Raw genomic sequence first — 13288 nt, 5'->3', positions numbered from 1 at the left:
GAAGGTCAGGACAGGTCGGTGACCGGGGTCGACGGCTTCATGTCGGCCGCGTTCGCCAGCTGGGGCACGAGCACGTCGAGCGCGTACAGCAGGGCGTCCGGGCCGCTGTACGACAGTGCGCCACCGAGCGGGGTGGAGAAGTCCGTGTAAATGGTTCGGTCGGTCTTGACCACCTTCAGGCGGGAGAAGACCGGCGACGAGGCCATCTTCGCCTTGGTCGAGCCGTTGACGAACAGCACGTCCCGGTCGAGCAGGTCCAGCCGCTCCTCGCTGATGTCGCCGTTCTGGCTCTGGGCGGCGAAGCCGAGCGCGTCGAACAGCGCGCGGCGCGGGTCGCGGCCGGGGATCAGGTAGTGCTGTCCGTTCTCGGGGCCGTAGTCCACCACGAGGACCTTCCCGGCGAACTCGGGATGCGCCTGCTTCGCCTCGGCGATCTTGCCGTTGACCTTGTCGACGAGCGCCTGCGCCTGCGCGGACCGGCCCAGCGCCTTGCCCGTGGTGAGCGTCTGGACGTCCCACGGGGTCTGCTCGTCCGGGTACTTGCTGGACTGGACGACCGTCGGGGCGATCTGCGAGAGCTTGTCGTACGTCTGCTTGTTGATCGTCTCGTAGATCGCGATGATCAGGTCGGGCCGCTGCTTGATGATGGCCTCGAAGTTGATCTCCGCCGAGAACGTGGGCAGCGGCTTACCGCCCAGCGCCGTCTTGACCCACGGGTAGGTGAGGTACTCGTCGAACCACTGCCGCGTGCTCACCGGCACCACGCCGAGGGCGAGGGCGAAGTCCTGGTCGTTCCACCCGACGGTGACCACCCGGGTGGGCCTCGACTTGATCGTGGTGGACCCGAACTTGTGGTCGATGGCGACGGGGAAGGCCGGATCGGCCGCCGCCGTGGTCTTCGGGGCCTGCGCGGGGCTCGAACACGAGACCAGCGCACCCACCACGAGGGCGCAGGCCACGGCGATCGCCGCGACGCGCGAGGGACGGACGGTGCCGGGAGGAGTCATCTGAGTTCCTTGTCTCTGTGCCCTCCGGCGTCTCGGTGGCCGCTGGCCGGGGGGTCGCACAGGCGGGAGTCGACGGGTGAACTTAGGATAGCATTACCTAACTTTTACCCACCCCTTGGAGGGCATGGACATGCAGCGCACCCTGCTCGGCGGAAAGATCCACAGGGCCACCGTGACCCAGGCCGACCTGCACTACGTCGGCTCGATCACGATCGACAGAGTCCTCATGGACGCGGCCGACCTCGTCGAGGGTGAGCGGGTCGACGTCGTCGACATCACCAACGGGTCCCGGCTGACGACCTATGTCATAGAAGGGCCGGCGGGTTCGGGCGTGATCGGGATCAACGGCGCGGCCGCGCACCTCGTGTCACCGGATGACCTGGTCATCATCATGTCCTACCGGCAGGTGGACGAGAGCGAGGTCAAGTCGTACGTCCCGTCCGTCGTCCACGTCGACGGGCGCAATCGGATCGTCGCCCTCGGATCCGACCCGGCCGCCCCGGTGCCGGGCGCTCCCGATCAGCGGTCCGGAAGGAAATGAGATCTCGTCAGGCGGGCAGCCGCTGGCCGGTGACCGCCGAGAAGAGCCGCTCCTTGCCCGGCAGGATGCGCAGCCGGACCCGTTCGCCCTTGGCCGGCGGCCGGTTGGGGTCGACGCGGGCGATGACGGTCTGTTCGAGGCGGGCCGGATCGGTCGTGTCGGCGTACTGGCCGTAGAGGAAGGCGTCGGAGCCGAGTTCCTCCACGACGGTGACGGTGACCGGGAAGCTCCCCTGCGTGCCCTCGCCCACCACCTCGACGCTCTCGGGCCGGAAGCCCAGGATGACGCGGTCCGCGCCTTCGTCCTTGAGCGCGTTGAGCGTCTCGCGGCTCAGCGGCACCCGCGTGTCGTTGAGGACCGCTTCGCCGCCTTCGACCGGGTACTCCGAGAGGTTCATCGACGGGGAGCCGATGAAGCCGGCGACGAAGACGTTGGCCGGGTGCTGGTAGAGCCGGAGCGGCGTGTCCACCTGCTGGAGAACCCCGTCCTTGAGCACGGCCACCCGGTCGCCCATGGTCATGGCCTCGACCTGGTCGTGGGTCACGTAGACCGTCGTCACGCCGAGCCTGCGCTGCAGGGCGGCGATCTGCGTGCGGGTCTGTACGCGCAGTTTGGCGTCCAGGTTGGACAAAGGCTCGTCCATGAGGAACACCTTCGGCTCGCGGACGATCGCCCGGCCCATGGCCACGCGTTGCCGCTGCCCGCCGGAGAGCGCCTTGGGTTTGCGGTCCAGGAACTCGTCCAGGTCCAGCAGGTGGGCGGCCTCACGGACCCGGCGGTCGATCTCGTTCTTGGGCGTCTTCATCACCCGAAGGGCGAAGCCCATGTTGTCGGCCACCGACATGTGCGGATACAGGGCATAGTTCTGGAACACCATGGCGATGTCCCGATCACGCGGCGCCAGGTGGGTGACGTCGCGCTCACCGATGGCGATGCGCCCGCCGTCCACCCTTTCCAGCCCCGCGAGCATGCGCAGGGAGGTGGACTTCCCGCAGCCCGACGGGCCGACGAGGACCAGGAACTCACCGTCATGGATGTCGAGGTCGAGCGCGTCGACCGCGGGCCGGTCGGATCCGGGATAGACGCGGGTCGCCTCTTCGTACAGGACTCTGGACATGATCTCTCCTTAGGACGCACCCTCACTCCTGCGGCCGGACGACGGCCTTGACCAGCTTGGGATCACGGGTGCCGGCGGTGAGTGCCTGTTCGACGTCGGCCAGGCCGAAGTGGCCGGTTACCAGCGCGTCCAGCTGGACGCGGCCGGCGGCGGCCAGGGCGATGGCCGCCGGCCAGGTGCCGGCATAGCGGAACGTGCCCGTCACCTCGAGCTCGCGGGTCTGTACGTGGGAGAGCGGCAGCGGGATCTCGTCCCCGCCCATGCCGATGAGGACGACGCGCCCGGCCCGTCCCACCGCGCGGATGGCCTCCCCGATCGCGGCCGGATGACCGGAGCATTCGAGCAGCACATCGGGTTCGAACCCGGCTTCGGACAGGCGGGTCTCGCCTACGTCGAGGGTCTCGCTCGCGCCCAGGTCGCGGGCGACCCCGAGCCGGACGGAGTTCACGTCGGTGATCAGCACGTCGGTCGCGCCGAAGGCGAGGGCGGTCTGCATGCACAGCAGCCCGACCGGGCCGGCGCCGGTGACCAGCACCCGGGTGCCCGGCTCGACCCGGGCCTTCCGGCAGGCCCACACGCCCACCGAGAGCGGCTCGATCAGGGCGGCGGCGTCATCGGACAGCGTGTCGGGGACGGGGTGGGCGAACTCCTCGTGGGTGACGACGTACTCGCAGAAGGCGCCGTCGATCGGCGGGGTGCCGAAGAAGCGCATGCTCGGGCAGAGGTTGTAGCGGCCGGCCCGGCACTGCCGGCAGGTGAAGTCGGGCACCCCGGGCTCCACGGAGACGCGCTGGCCCACCCGATGACGGCTGACCCCGGGCCCGGTGACGACCACGGTGCCCGACGGCTCGTGGCCCAGCACCAGCGGCGAGTCCACCACGAAGTCGCCGATGCGGCCGTGTTCGTAGTAGTGCACGTCCGAGCCGCACGTCCCGACCGAGGCGACCCGCACCAGCACCTCCCGGGGGCCGGGCTCGGGCCGTGGCCGCTCCTCCAGCTGGATCTTGCCGACACCCTGCAGTACGGCCGCGCGCATGGCCCACCTACTCCCCGGTGATGGCGCCGAGGGTGAGTCCGGTGACCAGCCAGCGGCGCACGGCGAGCCCGGCGAGCATCATCGGCACGACCACGATCGTGCCGATCGCGGTGAGCTGGCCCCAGTCGATGCCCGTCTGGGTGACCAGCTGGGAGGCGGCGATGGGCAGCGTCTGGGAGTTCGGCCCGGAGAAGACCACGGCGAACGCGTAGTCGTTCCAGGCGAAGACCAGGCACAGGATGAACGTGGTGACCAGCCCCGACTTGGTCAGCGGCAGGATCACCATCCAGAAGGCCTGCCAGCGGGAGCAGCCGGCGACCAGCGCCGACTCCTCCAGCGAGGATGGCACCTCGGCGAAGAACGCGCTCATCAGCCAGATCGCGAAGGGCAGGTTGAAGGTCAGGTAGGCCAGGATCAGCCCCGGAATCGAGTCGATCAGGCCGAGCCCGCGGAAGATGAGGAACAGCGGCACCACGACCGCCGCGATGGGCGCCATACGCGTGGAGATGATCCAGAACGCCAGGTGCTTCTTCCCGCGCATGTGGGTGCGCGCCAGCCCGTACCCGGCCAGCGCGCCCAGGCCGACCGCGAGCAGCGCGGAGATGCCGGCGGCGAGCACGCTGTGCACGATGTACGGCCCGAGGTTGTTGGCCCCGCTGAACAGGTTGCGGTAGTTGTCCAGAGTCGGCGCGAAGAAGAACTGCGGCGTGGCCGCGGTCACGTCCCGGGCGCTCTTGAACGACGACATCAGCATCCACACCAGGGGGACCAGCGTCCAGAGCAGCGCCACCACGATGAGCAGCGTCACCATCCACCGCGAACGACGGCTGCTCGCCTCCAGCGGCGACTGCGCCTCTCCGCGCGGGGCGGCGGTGACCGGCTCCCGCGGCGCGGCCCCACCGGGAACGGTTTGCAGAGGTGGGGACGACGGAGGCGTCATCGAGGTGCTCATCGGGTCAACCCCCGCACATCCAGCAGCCGCACGAACGTGCGGGCGATGAAGATCGAGAAGGCCAGCATCGCCAGGCCGATGGCGGCGGCGTAGCCCAGGTCGAAGAAGCGGAACGCGGTCTCGTACAGCCGGATGGGTACGATCTTGGTCGCGTCCGCCGGGCCGCCGTTGGTGGTGACCCAGATGATGTCGAAGTAGCGGATGGCGTCCATCGAGCGGATGAGCAGCGCGACCAGCAGCACGTTGGAGATCGCCGGGAAGAGGATGTAGCGCAGCGTCATCCATCCCCGGGCGCCGTCGACGGCGGCGGCCTCCCGTACCGACTGTGGCACGCTGGACAGCCCGGCGAGGGTGATCAGGGCGATCAGCGGGGTCCACTCCCACACGTCCATGAGGACGACGGCGGCGAAGGCGCTGAGCGGGGCGCCGAGGATGTCGCCGCTGTAGCCGAACCCGCGCAGCACCCAGGCGTAGAGCCCGAAGGTGGAGTCGGTGAGGTAGCGGCCCAGCAGGCCGACGATCGACGGTGCGGCGAACATCGGCAGCAGCAGCAGGGCGAGCAGGATGTTGCGGCCGCGCAGCACCCGGAACAGGCACAGCGCGATGCCTATGCCCAGGACCATCTCCAGCCCGACGGTGAGCACGAAGAAGATGATCGTCCGCAGCCAGGACATCCACATGTCCGCGTCGGTGAAGAAGCGCGCCCAGTTGCTCAGGCCCACCAGGTCGAGCCGTACTCCGCCCAGCAGCCGGACGCGGGAGAAGCTCATCGCGATCAGGGCGATGAACGGCACGATCGACAGCGCGGCCAGCAGCAGCAGGCCGGGAGCCATCATCATGCCTTCGAAGCCGATCCGCGGCTCCTTGCGAGGGCTGCTCTTGGGCGTGGCCGTTCCGCGTACCGCCGAGGTCTGCGCCGCGTGCGTCATCTAGGCCACCCACCCTCGCGCCACGATCTGGTCCACCCGCGACTTGATCGAACGCATCGCGTTCGCGGGTGTCTCGGCCCCGCTGAGCATCGTGGACAGCTGGGTGAAGATCGCGGTGTTGCACTCGTTCCACATCGGGATCTTGGGCCGCAGGCCGATCCGCTCGGGCGTCCAGGCCTCCCGTACCGCGGCGGCCGTGAGCATGTTGGGCATCGGCGACGGCCGCTTCTCGGCTGCCCGCACTTCCGGCATCTCGTACACGGAGGTACGCGTGGGGGTGCCGCCACCGGCCTTGCTCTTGAGGTTGGCCAGTTGCGTCTCGGGGGAGGTGGCCCACACGAGGAAGAGCCAGGCGGCGCCGCGCTCGTTGGGCATGGTGTTCGCGCTGATGCCGACCCCCGTGCCGCCGTACATGTTGGCCGTGGCGACCGGGCCCTTGGGCAGCACCGCGTAGCCGGCCTTGCCGGGCATCACCAGCTCGTTGCTGGCCGCGAACTCATGCCAGTTCGGGCACATCGCCAGCCGGCCCGAGCGGAAGGCGGCGCCGACGCCGTCCCAGTCCCACGTCTTGGAGGCGGGGTCGGCGATGGAGAGCAGCCGGTTGTAGAACTCCGCGCCCGCGATGGCGGCGTCGGAGTCGAGCCGGCACGGTCCGGGATCCCGCGCGCCCAGACGGCCCACTTCCTTGCCGTTGTCGAAGTAGGCGCCGCCGTAGGACCACAGCACGTTGCTGAAGTCGTTCATCAGGGAGTCGTGCTGCCTGGCCTGGTGGCCGGTGCCGTACTTGACGTCCGAGGTCGCGTTCTTGTTGAACCACTGGGCGATCCGGAAGTACTCCTCCCAGGTCCGGTCGCCGCCGGGAGTGGGGTCGAACCCCAGGTCGTTGGCCATGCGGTCGTGGTACTTGGCGAACAGGTCCTGCCGGTACTGCCAGATCATCGTCGGCGCGTCGTACGGCAGGGCGTAGTACGCCGTGGGATCGACGAACCGTCCCGCGGCGTCCATCTGGACGGGGATGAAGTCCCCGACCCCGCCGGGCAGCTTGGGCAGGTTCGGATCCGCCTCCAACGTGCGCAGGTCCACCAGCCCCCGCTGGTACGGCGCGAGCACCTGGTAGGGGTCGGCGTAGATCACCTGGTACTGGGCCCGGCCCGAGGCCAGGTCCAGGGCGACCCGCTGGACCAGGGCGGTCAGCTCGAGTGTCACGATCCTGACGTCGATCCCCGTCAGATCGGTGAACGGCTTGGTGTTCGCGGCGATGGCGGCGGTCGGGGCGGTGTTCTCGGAGATGAAGTTCAGGGTGGCGCCCTGGAACTGGCGCCACTGGTCGCTGGTGGCGGCTCGGGTCACATCACCGCGAGATCCACACGAACTCAGACTTCCGCCGACGGTCACCGCTGCCCCGGCGGCCAAGGCTCCGCGAAGAATGTCGCGTCGGCTCGGCTGAGCTGGACAGTTCACGGCCACTTCACCCCCGGTACTGCATTAGAAAAGGGCGATAAGACCATGTTTATCCCTAATCGATATTGCTTTAAATGGTGTATGTGAGATTTTCGCCGGGACTATAGAATATTTTGGCTTTTAGTGGGTTAAGTAAAATGGTCAAGTGCGGTGCTCCGCGAGCTCCCGCACCGTGGCGCGGGCGCCCTTGGTGTGCAGCGATTCCAGCGCGTTCAGGTACGGCTCCACGAACCGCTCGTCGTCGACCAGATCTCCGAAGAGCTCCCGATTCGCGATGAACGCCGTGGGCTCCCGGCGCTGCGTGCCCGCGATGGCCGTCAACCGGTCCTTCAGCCGGTCGACGATCGCGATGGGCGCCCCCGATTCGTCGACGCCCTCGGCATAACGCGCCCAGCTCGCCACCACGGCGGCCGAGCGACCGACCTCCCCGCCCCGGGCAAGCTGCTCGCGTACGACCGGAAGCAGCCACTTCGGGATCCGGTCCGACGACTCGGCGCACAACCGCGCGACCGTGTCGCGTACCTCGGGATTGGAGAAGCGCTCGATCAGGGTCCGCTTGTAGACGTCCAGATCGACGCCGGGCACCGGGCGCAGCGTGGGAGTGGCCTCGACGTCCATGTAGGCGAGCACGAACGCCGCGATCGCCGGGTCGGCGGCCGCCTCGTGGACGTAGTGGTATCCGCTGAGGAAACCGAAGTAGGCCAGCGCCTGGTGCCCGGCGTTGAGCAGGCGCAGCTTCATCAGCTCGTACGGCTCGACATCCGCGACGACCTGGACCCCCACCTCTTCGAACGGCGGCCGCCCACCGGGGAAGTGCTCCTCCAGCACCCACTGCGTGAACGGCTCACAGATGACCGGCCACTCGTCCCGCACCCCGAACCGCCGGGCCACGGCCTCGCGGTCCTCGTCGGTGGTGGCCGGGGTGATGCGGTCGACCATGGAGTTGGGGAAGGCGACCTCGCGCTCCATCCAGGCGGCGAGCTCGGGATCGGCGAGCCGGGCGAAGGCCGTGAAGGTGCGGCGGGCGACGTCGCCGTTGCCCTGGATGTTGTCGCACGACATGACCGTGAACGGCGGCACCCCCCGATCCCGCCGACGCCGCAGCGCCTCGGTGACCAGGCCGAACACCGTGGCTGGGCGCGCTCCGGGTGCCAGATCCGCGCGGATGGCCGGTGTCTCCGCGTCGAACTCACCGGTGACGGGGTGGATGTTGTAGCCCCCCTCGGTGACGGTGAGCGACACGATGCGTACGGCGGGCTCGGCCATCTTCTCGATGACCGCCTCCGGATCGTCGGGGGCGAAGAGATAGTCGATGATCGACCCGATGACACGGGCCTCGCGGGTCCCGTCAGGGTGCTTCAGCACGAGCGTGTAGAGGCCGTCCTGCGCGGTCAGCACGTCGCGCATCCGCGCGTCGCCGGGCAGGACCCCGACCCCGCAGACCGCCCAGTCCAACGCCTTGCCCTCGTTCATCAGCCGGTCGAGGTACATCGCCTGGTGCGCGCGGTGGAATCCCCCTACCCCGAAGTGGACGATGCCCGCCGTGAGCAGCGACCGGTCATAGGAGGGGACCGCCACCTGCTCGGAAAGACCGGTCAGTGTCTCCTGCGTCAGTGTCGTCACAGCCATCGGTCCCCCTCACCGGCCCCCCTACGCTCAACATGGCCAACTCCACCCGCTTCAAACTCCTGACCTGCCTGTATGCACCGCTCGCCGTTGTCACAGCCTGAGACCGGCGGATCTGCGGAAGGGGCGCTCGGAGCCGCTTGGTAGTGACGGTCAGTGGAACTGCGGGACGATCAGGTAGATGCCGTAGCCGACCACCGCGGCGCAGGCGGCGAAGCACAGGACGGCCGCCGCGGGCAGCGTGAGCAGCCAGGCGAGTGCCATCCGGCCGGCCACGCCCCAGCGCACCTGGGCCAGGCGGCGGCCGAGTCCGGTGCCGAGGATCGCGCCGGAGACCACCTGCGTGGTGGACAGCGCGAAGCCCAGGTGGGAGGAGGCGAGGATGACGGTGGTCGCGCTCGCCTCGGCGGCGAAGCCCTGCGGCGACTCGATCTCGGTGATGCCCTTGCCCACGGTGCGGATGATCCGCCAGCCGCCCAGGTACGTGCCCAGGCCGATGGTCACCCCGGCGGCGGCGATCACCCAGATCGGCGGGCCGGAGCCGGAATGAGGATCTTCTGCAGCACCGTGTCGAAGTGCACGCCCCGCATCCCGGCCCCGACCCAGACCGCGCCGATCAAACCGCCGAACAGCGCGTGCGAGGAACTGGACGGCAGCCCGAACAGCCAGGTGAGCAGGTTCCACAGGATCGCGCCGATCAGCCCGGCGAACACCATCGGCGGGGTCACCAGCTTGTCGTCCACGATGATCACCACGACGACCAGGAACGTCACGTGCTCCATGTCGCTGTCCTCATCGTTTCGACGTTTTCAGCACGTTAGGCGCACAGAATGAACCGGCAGTGAACTCCCAGCGGAAACCGGATAAATGACACCAGGGGTTGCCCGCCGTTTCCCCGCGGTTAACCTCTCGGTCATTTTTGGTGGCTTTATGGTGTGTGCGCCTTGATGGCCACGCTGGTCAGGGCGAGCAGCAGGTCCAGGTCGAGCTCGGCGTCGACGTGGACGGCCACCCAGGCGCGGTCGGAGCAGCTCTGTACCTGGTCACAGTCACGCAGATGCGGCTGCAACCGGCTGATCGCCGGAGCGGTCAGGCGTAGGCATACCTCGTCCTCGCCGGTCAGGCGGACGATTTTCGTCCGTGAAGGCGACGCCTCGCCGTGTGTCGCTCAGCGCCAGCGCCGGCCAGGAACGCAATTCGGCCATCGCCCGGGCCACAAAAGGCCCGTGACGAAGGCTCGACTGTCGCCTGACGGAAATTCCTGCCATACCCCCTAATGCTGCTCCACGGCACACCGCACCGCCATCCTGTGTTCCTCAACCGTTATCCGATACGGCGCCGTGAATATCAGCTGTCGGTGTTGGCGGGGCGGCGCCAGGGGCCGGTGATCGCGAAGACGTGCCCGGGGGTCTGGATGTTGGCGAACAGGATCCGGCCGTCCGCGCTGAAGGTGGGGCCGGTGAACTCGCTGTCGTTGTGGTCGTTGCGCGCCATCGGGTACGCCTTGCCCTTGTCGGTGACGCCGACCAGGTGCTGGATGCCCTCTCCGTCCTCCGCGAGGATCACTCCGCCGTACGGGGAGACGGTGATGTTGTCCGGCCCGTCGTAGTTCGTGTCCTGGGTGGGGTCGGGGTTGACGCCGAACAGGGTCTTCAGCGTGACCGTCTCGTGGCGCGGGTCGTAGAACCACACCTGGCCGTCGTGCTCGTTGACGCTGCCGTCGGTGTGGCGGGCGAAGCTGGCGACGAAGTACGCGCCGCCGTCCGCCCACCAGGCGCCCTCCAGCTTGCGGCTGCGGGTGACCTGGTCGTTGGTGAGCTGCACGCGGACCGACTGGGTGCGCGCGTCACGGTCGGGCACCTCCACCCACCGGACCCGGTAGCGGGTGCCGGGAGTGGTGGCCTCCGACAGGTCGGCGACGTGCGTGCCGTCGTGGGAGCAGCTCATCGCCTCCAGCTTGCCCGCGGTGTCGCCGCCGTCGGACAGCGCCAGCTTCCGCAGGGCGCCCCTGCCGCCGCGGAAGCCGCTCGGCGGCGTCCAGCGGTAGTACAGCCCGCTCGGGCCGCCGGCGTCCTCGGTCAGGTAGATCGCCGACGTGCGCGGGTCGACGGCGACGGCCTCGTGCGAGTAGCGGCCGAGGAACTTCAGCGGCACCGGGTCCTGGTTGGCCTTGCGGTCGAACGGGTCGACCTCGAAGACGTACCCGTGGTCCTTCTGGAAGGCGCCACCGGCCCGCTGCTCGGTCTCCTCGCAGGTCAGCCAGGTGCTCCAGGGCGTCTTGCCGCCCGCGCAGTTGTTGTGCGTGCCGGCCAGGCTGACGTACTCGCGGATCCGCTCGCCGTGCGCGTCCACGTCGATGTTCGTGGTGCCGCCGCCCGCGCCCGGGTCGTAGGTGAGACCGGGCAGGGCGGGCACCCGGTACGGCTCGCTGCCGCCGATCTCATGGTTGTTGACCAGCGTGGCGCCCCGGCCATGGGAGAAGCTCGCGGTCCCGTCCGCGTCACTCGGCGTGGGCTCGCCGCTCTCCAGCAGCGTCACCCCCGCCTCCGCGACGATCCGGTACGAGAACCCGGCGGGCAGGGCCAGTATCCCGGCCGGATCGGCGACCAGCGGGCCGTAGCCGAGCGGGGGCCGCGTGGCCGCGAACGCGGGGGGCCCGGCGATCGCCTCAATGCTGCCGGCGAACGCGATGCCGAGGCCGCCGGCGGTGCCGCGGCTGATGAAGGAACGGCGGGAAACAGGTGCGGACATGGGACATCTCCTCCAGCGTCGAACGTCTGCAGGAGCCGACCCAACTGCCTCAGGGGAAAGGCCGGCACCCCGCACTCCGCACCTATGGTGAACGCTGGATGAAGAAAGCGGCAGACCCGACCTGGGAAGATCGTCCGAAGATGAACGACTCGTACGCGCTGCGTTTGGAAACACGACATGTGACACTCCTAGCGTGCCGGGCATGAAACGCATCTCCCTGGCGGTGGGCGCCGCCACGCTGACCGGATTCGCCGCGCTCCCGGCGCAGACCTTCGTGCCCGGCAGCGAGCCCTCCGGCGCTCAGCTCGGCACCACCCCGATCAACGGCGTCACCCCGCCCTTCGCCGGCCAGCCGTCCAGGGCTTCAGCGGCATCGTCCGGCGCGGCGACGGCAGCTTCGACGTGCTGTCCGACAACGGGTACGGAGCCAAGAACAACAGCGCCGACTTCCTGCTGCGGGTGCACCGGATCAAGCCGGACTTCAAGGCGGGCACCGTCCAGGTGCTGGGCGGGTTCAACCTGTCCGACCCGCGCGGCCGGGTGTCCTGGCCGCTGACCAGGGCGGACCGGAAGCTCACCGGTGCCGACTTCGACGTGGAGTCGATCGTCAGGTCGGCGGACGGCACGTACTGGATCGGCGATGAGTTCGGCCCGTTCCTACTGCACTTCTCCGCCACCGGGACGCTGCTGGAGGCGCCGATCGAGCTGCCCGGCGTCAAGGCGCCGGAGAACCCGACGCTCAACGGCGCGACGCCGAACCTGGCCGGCAGCAAGGGCTTCGAGGGCATGGCCCGCTCGGCCGACGGGCGGTGGCTCTACCCGCTGCTGGAGGGCACGGTCAGCGGAGACCCGGCGGGAACGCTGCGGCTGAACGAGTTCGACGTCCGCGGGCGGGCGTACACCAGCAAGCGCTGGACGTACAAGCTGGACAGCCCCGCCAACGCGATCGGCGATGCCATCGCGGTGGACGAGAACCGGTTCCTGATCATCGAGCGGGACAACAACCAGGGCGACGCCGCCGCGCTCAAGCGCGTCTACCTGGCCGACAAGCGCGACCGCGACCACGACGGCGCGCTGGACAAGACCCTCGCCGCCGACCTGCTGGACCTGGCCAACCCCAAGGGGCTGGGCGGGTTCGGGGAGACCTTCCGCTTCCCGTTCCAGACCATCGAGGACGTCGTGATCCTCGACGACCGCACACTCGGCATCCTCAACGACAACAACTTCCCGTTCTCGTCCGGACGGACGGCGGGTCAGCCGGACAACGACGAGTTCATCACCGTCCGCCTGCCCTTCCGCCTGCACGCTCGATGACGACGAGGGGGCGGGCCCGGCCCGCCCCCTCCCGCCGTCGCGGTGGCTGGTACGCTCCAATATCCTTATAAAAGGACCTTTGATCATATAACGGTCAGAAGGGTCGCGGGAGTGTCAGAGCACCATAACGGTTAAAGAACGGCAGGCGTCACATGGGTAACGGGCACTCAGTATGGGTCGCATGGCGGTCCCCTTGAGCGCACCCGGTGGCGGCCCGACGTCCTACATGGAACGAGCCAAAACCGAGTTCGCCACCTGGTCCGTCCTGGCCATGGCACACGCTCCCGACGCCGTCGTCTTCACCGTGGGCGACATCGAGATCCTCCGGCTGACCGGCCGCGACACCGCCCGCCTCCACTTGACCCGGCCCGTCGTCGAACGCCTGCACGAGGCGCTCGCCTCCTCCGCGCACGTTCACCTCGCCGCACAGGACGGATGGATCGCCCTCCGGCTCGACACGCGCGCCGACCTCGATCTCCTGGTGGCGCTGGTCAGCCTCGCGATCAAGGCCAACACCGACCCCGCCTGACCCCGCCTGACCGCGACGGCCGCCC

Annotated in this window: 14 protein-coding genes; 3 read left to right on the top strand and 11 right to left on the bottom strand. The window is 68.9% G+C overall.

Going from position 1 to position 13288, the window contains the following annotated elements:
• Nucleotides 1–5: 5 nt before the first annotated feature.
• Entirely contained in the window at nt 6–1007 is a 1002-nt protein-coding gene (locus tag ACGFNP_RS36515; protein ID WP_358318014.1) for an ABC transporter substrate-binding protein, read from the bottom strand.
• 130 nt (nt 1008–1137) lie between these two features.
• Here ACGFNP_RS36515 and panD point away from each other — a divergent pair, with 130 nt between their 5' ends.
• The gene (gene panD, locus ACGFNP_RS36510) at nt 1138–1548 is read left to right on the top strand and encodes an aspartate 1-decarboxylase (protein ID WP_358318336.1); all 411 of its coding nucleotides are present in this window, start codon (nt 1138–1140) and stop codon (nt 1546–1548) included.
• 7 nt (nt 1549–1555) lie between these two features.
• Here panD and ACGFNP_RS36505 read toward each other — a convergent pair whose 3' ends face one another.
• The 10 genes from ACGFNP_RS36505 to ACGFNP_RS36460 form a co-directional block, all read right to left on the bottom strand.
• Nucleotides 1556–2665 (bottom strand): sn-glycerol-3-phosphate ABC transporter ATP-binding protein UgpC, encoded by a 1110-nt coding sequence (locus ACGFNP_RS36505; protein ID WP_358318015.1) that lies wholly within the window; start codon nt 2663–2665, stop codon nt 1556–1558.
• A 22-nt stretch (nt 2666–2687) separates the two neighbouring features.
• Nucleotides 2688–3701 carry an NAD(P)-dependent alcohol dehydrogenase gene (locus ACGFNP_RS36500; RefSeq protein ID WP_358318016.1) on the bottom strand — a complete coding sequence of 338 codons (1014 nt, stop codon included), beginning with the start codon at nt 3699–3701 and terminating at the stop codon, nt 2688–2690.
• Between the two features lie 7 nt (nt 3702–3708).
• Nucleotides 3709–4653: a carbohydrate ABC transporter permease gene (locus ACGFNP_RS36495; protein WP_358318017.1), complete on the bottom strand. Its 945-nt coding sequence runs from the start codon at nt 4651–4653 to the stop codon at nt 3709–3711.
• A complete protein-coding gene (locus ACGFNP_RS36490) occupies nt 4650–5582 on the bottom strand; it encodes a sugar ABC transporter permease (protein WP_358318018.1) in 933 nt (310 codons plus the stop codon). The genes ACGFNP_RS36495 and ACGFNP_RS36490 overlap by 4 nt, the downstream gene beginning before the upstream one ends.
• Complete coding sequence (locus tag ACGFNP_RS36485; protein ID WP_393326542.1) at nt 5583–7043, bottom strand: extracellular solute-binding protein; 1461 nt, start codon at nt 7041–7043, stop codon at nt 5583–5585. It abuts the gene before it with no gap.
• A gap of 141 nt (nt 7044–7184) precedes the next feature.
• Complete coding sequence (locus tag ACGFNP_RS36480) at nt 7185–8672, bottom strand: mannitol dehydrogenase family protein (protein ID WP_393326539.1); 1488 nt, start codon at nt 8670–8672, stop codon at nt 7185–7187.
• 150 nt (nt 8673–8822) lie between these two features.
• Nucleotides 8823–9191: an anion permease gene (locus ACGFNP_RS36475; RefSeq protein ID WP_393326537.1), complete on the bottom strand. Its 369-nt coding sequence runs from the start codon at nt 9189–9191 to the stop codon at nt 8823–8825.
• Nucleotides 9188–9451, bottom strand: a complete 264-nt coding sequence (locus ACGFNP_RS36470) for an inorganic phosphate transporter (RefSeq protein ID WP_393326534.1) — start codon at nt 9449–9451, stop codon at nt 9188–9190. Before ACGFNP_RS36470 ends, ACGFNP_RS36475 begins: the two co-directional genes overlap by 4 nt.
• Before the next feature lie 146 nt (nt 9452–9597).
• On the bottom strand, nt 9598–9801 hold the full coding sequence (locus tag ACGFNP_RS36465) for a luciferase family protein (RefSeq protein WP_393327495.1): 204 nt from the start codon (nt 9799–9801) through the stop codon (nt 9598–9600).
• A 215-nt stretch (nt 9802–10016) separates the two neighbouring features.
• Nucleotides 10017–11420 carry an alkaline phosphatase PhoX gene (locus tag ACGFNP_RS36460; protein WP_393326531.1) on the bottom strand — a complete coding sequence of 468 codons (1404 nt, stop codon included), beginning with the start codon at nt 11418–11420 and terminating at the stop codon, nt 10017–10019.
• 402 nt (nt 11421–11822) lie between these two features.
• Between ACGFNP_RS36460 and ACGFNP_RS36455 the strand changes: the two genes are divergently transcribed.
• On the top strand, nt 11823–12734 hold the full coding sequence (locus ACGFNP_RS36455; RefSeq protein WP_393326528.1) for an esterase-like activity of phytase family protein: 912 nt from the start codon (nt 11823–11825) through the stop codon (nt 12732–12734).
• A gap of 181 nt (nt 12735–12915) precedes the next feature.
• Complete coding sequence (locus tag ACGFNP_RS36450) at nt 12916–13263, top strand: luciferase family protein (RefSeq protein ID WP_358318025.1); 348 nt, start codon at nt 12916–12918, stop codon at nt 13261–13263.
• The last annotated feature ends 25 nt before the right edge of the window (nt 13264–13288 follow it).

This window comes from Nonomuraea sp. NPDC049269 (genome assembly GCF_043197155.1).
Lineage (GTDB): Bacteria > Actinomycetota > Actinomycetes > Streptosporangiales > Streptosporangiaceae > Nonomuraea.
The sequence above is the reverse complement of the archived record's forward strand: the minus strand, read 5'-3'. Positions and strand labels throughout refer to the sequence as shown.

Bases quoted from the DNA above. Each gene is read 5' to 3' on its own strand.
- ACGFNP_RS36515 (WP_358318014.1), bottom strand. From the start codon at position 1,007: ATGACTCCTCCCGGCACCGTCCGTCCCTCGCGCGTCGCGGCGATCGCC.
- panD (WP_358318336.1), top strand. From the start codon at position 1,138: ATGCAGCGCACCCTGCTCGGCGGAAAGATCCACAGGGCCACCGTGACC.
- ACGFNP_RS36505 (WP_358318015.1), bottom strand. From the start codon at position 2,665: ATGTCCAGAGTCCTGTACGAAGAGGCGACCCGCGTCTATCCCGGATCC.
- ACGFNP_RS36500 (WP_358318016.1), bottom strand. From the start codon at position 3,701: ATGCGCGCGGCCGTACTGCAGGGTGTCGGCAAGATCCAGCTGGAGGAG.
- ACGFNP_RS36495 (WP_358318017.1), bottom strand. From the start codon at position 4,653: ATGAGCACCTCGATGACGCCTCCGTCGTCCCCACCTCTGCAAACCGTT.
- ACGFNP_RS36490 (WP_358318018.1), bottom strand. From the start codon at position 5,582: ATGACGCACGCGGCGCAGACCTCGGCGGTACGCGGAACGGCCACGCCC.
- ACGFNP_RS36480 (WP_393326539.1), bottom strand. From the start codon at position 8,672: ATGGCTGTGACGACACTGACGCAGGAGACACTGACCGGTCTTTCCGAG.
- ACGFNP_RS36470 (WP_393326534.1), bottom strand. From the start codon at position 9,451: ATGGAGCACGTGACGTTCCTGGTCGTCGTGGTGATCATCGTGGACGAC.
- ACGFNP_RS36460 (WP_393326531.1), bottom strand. From the start codon at position 11,420: ATGTCCGCACCTGTTTCCCGCCGTTCCTTCATCAGCCGCGGCACCGCC.
- ACGFNP_RS36450 (WP_358318025.1), top strand. From the start codon at position 12,916: ATGGCGGTCCCCTTGAGCGCACCCGGTGGCGGCCCGACGTCCTACATG.